The organism is Nitratifractor sp., from assembly GCF_015487065.1.
Classification (GTDB): domain Bacteria; phylum Campylobacterota; class Campylobacteria; order Campylobacterales; family Sulfurovaceae; genus Nitratifractor.
Map to the genome: position 1 here is coordinate 1 of NZ_WFQN01000073.1, position 3,346 is coordinate 3,346.

At 58.6% G+C, this 3,346-nt stretch carries 4 protein-coding genes; all 4 read right to left on the bottom strand.

Features of this window, described 5'->3' with window-relative positions:
- Nucleotides 1-708, bottom strand: a 708-nt coding sequence (locus F8I07_RS03995; RefSeq protein ID WP_292656029.1) for a thiamine pyrophosphate-dependent enzyme, incomplete at its 3' end; no start/stop codon positions are given.
- A 98-nt stretch (nucleotides 709-806) separates the two neighbouring features.
- Nucleotides 807-1,148: a carboxymuconolactone decarboxylase family protein gene (locus F8I07_RS04000; protein WP_292656032.1), complete on the bottom strand. Its 342-nt coding sequence runs from the start codon at nucleotides 1,146-1,148 to the stop codon at nucleotides 807-809.
- A gap of 54 nt (nucleotides 1,149-1,202) precedes the next feature.
- On the bottom strand, nucleotides 1,203-1,892 hold the full coding sequence (locus tag F8I07_RS04005; protein ID WP_292656034.1) for a 2,3-diphosphoglycerate-dependent phosphoglycerate mutase: 690 nt from the start codon (nucleotides 1,890-1,892) through the stop codon (nucleotides 1,203-1,205).
- A partial coding sequence (gene glgP / locus F8I07_RS04010; RefSeq protein WP_292656037.1) for an alpha-glucan family phosphorylase occupies nucleotides 1,880-3,346 on the bottom strand: 1,467 nt, incomplete at its 5' end. The genes F8I07_RS04005 and glgP, both read right to left, overlap by 13 nt.

Here is a 3,346-nt window from a genome sequence, read left to right on the forward strand (position 1 = left end):
CCAGCGGTAGGTGAAGGCTTCGATGAAGATGGGCCCATGGCCTTTCTGGATATAGGCCTGGGCCTCCTTGATTGCTTCGTAGACCGCCACGGCGTCGTTGCCGTCGACCTCCATCGTGGGCATGTAGGGTTCGGCTTTTTTGGCCTGCTCCAGAAAAGGAGCCACCCGGGTGATCTCGGTGCCGATGGCATAGCGGTTGTTTTCGCAGAGGAAGAGAATCGGCAGTTTCCACGCACTCGCGATATTGAGCGATTCGAAAAAGGCGCCCCCGTTGGTGGCCCCATCGCCGAAAACCGCCATGACCCCGTGTTCGCTCTCCTGGAATTTCCGGGCGTAGGCGCAGCCTACGGCGTTGGGAAGATGACCACCCACGATGGCGTCGCCGCCGTAGAAGAAGTGGGTCGGATCAAACAGGTGCATCGACCCGCCCCGCCCTTCGCTCACGCCGGTCTTTTTGCCAAAAAGCTCCGCCATAACTGCCCGAGGCTCGATGCCTCTGGCGATGGCCATGATATGCTCCCGGTAGGTGGTGAAGACGTCCCCGTGGTCGAAGGCCTTCATCGCCGCCACGCTCAGCGCCTCCTGCCCGATATCCAGGTGGAGAAATCCGGAAATCTCCCCCGTCATATAGTGCTCTTTGGCGGCGTATTCGAACTTCCGCCCCAGACTCATCGTGTAGTAGATCTCTTCGGCTGTGAGTTTGTCCATGGCTGTTCCTTGTTATTGGTATATTAGTGTATTGGTGTATTGGTAAAAGTCAGGTTTCACACCCAATATACCAATAACCAATACACCAATTACAAAATTTATTTTGCCCCAAATTCATCCAACGCCTCGATCACCGGCGTCATGTACATCAGCGCCGGTCCCCCGTGCATCAGCACCGCCTGTAGGGCCGCGTCGATGATCTCGGCCCGGGTGGCGCCGGCGTCGAGGGCCCCTTTGGTGTGCAGGGCGATGCACCATTCGCACTGGGCCGCCACCGCCAGCCCCACGTTGACCAACTCTTTGGATTTGGTATCCATGGCTCCGGGCTTCTCCACCGCCTCCATGAAGGTGTGGAATGCCCCGATCGCTTCGGGGGCCTCTTTTTGCAGATCCCCGATGAGCCGTTTGATCTCATCGAGTTTCTCAGTGTAGCGTCCCATAACATCCTCCTTTTGTCGGACTTTCCTCAATCATAACTCTCCAATCTTTCCGTGTCAAGCCAACACCTTCTTCTCCTGCATCAGCAGCGTCTCGTCGAACCGGTAGAGAATCGGTATTCCTGTAGGGATTTCCACCTTGACGATCGCTTCGGGGCTGAGATTTTCGATGGCCATAGTCAGGGCCCGCAGGGAGTTGCCGTGGGCGCTGACGAGCACCGTTTTGTCCCGCGCCAGTTCCGGGGCGATCGCTTCGTAGAAATAGTTGAGTGTCCGTTGCCGGGTATCTTTGAGCGATTCGCTGCGGGGGAGCTCCTGCGGGTCGATGAGGCGGAATTTGGGATCCTTATCGGGGAGTCGCGGGTCGCCGTCGGGCAGCGGCGGCGGGGGTGTGGCGTAACCCCGCCGCACGGCGACGAAGGCCTCCTCCCCCACTTCGGCTTTGACTTCGTCCTTGTTGCGCTGCTGCCAGGCGCCGTAGTGACGTTCGTTGAGTTTCCAGCTTTTGACGCAGTCGATCTGCTCCCAATCCATCTCCCGCAGTGCCAGCTGGGCGGTATGGATCGCCCGTTTGAGCCAGGAGGTGAAACAGAGATCGGGCAAAAGCGCGTTGCTTTTGAGGATCTGCCCGGCCCGTTTCGCCTCGGCGATCCCTTCGTCGCTCAGCTCCACATCGGTCCAGCCCGTGAAGATGTTTTGCTTGTTGTAGACGCTCTGTCCGTGTCGAAGTAGAATCAGTCTTCCCATGTCGTTACCTCTTTTGAAATCGGCAGATAGAATTTGCCCAGATACTCCTGCATCATCCTGCGGCTTCCAAAGTGCGGGGCCACACTGCGGATCGACTCCCGCATCCGGGCGATCCAGCCGGCGGGGCGTTTGTGCTCGTCCAGCGTATAGTAGAGGGGGACGATCTCTTTCTCCAGGAGCGTATAGAGAGCTTCGGCGTCTTTGGCGTCGTCGGAGCTCTCCCCGCCGATGGCCCAGCCGTTGTGACCGTTGTATCCCTCGGGCCACCAGCCGTCCAGCGTCGAACAGTGGAGCGTCCCGTTGATCGCCGCCTTCATCCCGCTGGTACCGCAGGCTTCCATGGGAATCTGGGGATTGTTGAGCCAGACATCGCAGCCGCGAACCAGATATTTGGCCGTCCCTTCGCCGTAATCTTCGACGAAGGCGATCCGCCCCCGGAAACGGCGATCCTGCGCGGTTCGGAAAATCCGCTGCAGAATCTCCTTGCCCGGCTGGTCTGCCGGATGGGCCTTGCCGGCGAAGACGATCTGCACCGGTCGGGAGAAGTTGTTGATGATCTTCTCCAGACGGTCCAGATCGTGCAGGATCAGATCGGGGCGTTTGTAGGCGGTCATGCGCCGGGCGAAGCCGAGGGTCAGGACATCGGGATCCAGCATCACCCCCTCGGCCATCGCCACCACCGGATCGATATGTTCGTCGGACCATTTGCGCCGTACTCGCTCCCGGATGAAGTTGACCATTCGCACCTTGTAGGTGTAATGGAGTTGCCAAATCTCTTCATCCTCCATCTCGTCGATTCGGGACCAGAGATCGGGATCGGCCTGGAGACCCAGCCAGTTTTCCCCCAGGATGCCGTCGATCGACTCCCGCAGTTCGTCCCCCAGCCAGGTGGGCAGATGCACGCCGTTGGTGATCCCGACAATGGGGGTTTGGTTTTCCGGCTCCCGGGCAAAGAGGCTCTTCCAGATTTCCCGCGTCACCTCAGCATGCTTTTGACTCACGGCGTTGCGTTGGGCACAGAGCTTGAAGCCCAGGACCGTCATATTGAAGCCCGCCTGAGGAGCATCGGGATTGAGCCCGAAGCTCATGAAACGTTCTTTGTCCATCCCCAGCCGCTGCCAATAGTCGGAAAAGTAGTGACTCATCATATCGAAGCTGTAGACATCCGTTGCCGCCTGCAATGGCGTATGGGTGGTAAAGATTGATGTCTTGCGCACCCGATCGATGGCATCATCGAGGGAGAGTTTGTCGTTTTCCACACAGGAACGCACCCGTTCGAAAAGAGCGAAGGCTGGATGCCCCTCGTTCAGATGCAGGATCGAATATTCGATCCCCAGCAGTTCCAGGGCCCGATAGCCGCCGATCCCCAGGACGATTTGCTGACGGAGTCGCTGGTTGGGATCGGGGACATAGAGGTGGGAAGAGATCTGCCGATCCCAGGGGTCGTTCTGTTC

Excerpts from the sequence above, each read along its gene's own strand:
- F8I07_RS04005 (WP_292656034.1), bottom strand. The coding sequence starts at position 1,892 with ATGGGAAGACTGATTCTACTTCGACACGGACAGAGCGTCTACAACAAG.
- F8I07_RS04000 (WP_292656032.1), bottom strand. The coding sequence starts at position 1,148 with ATGGGACGCTACACTGAGAAACTCGATGAGATCAAACGGCTCATCGGG.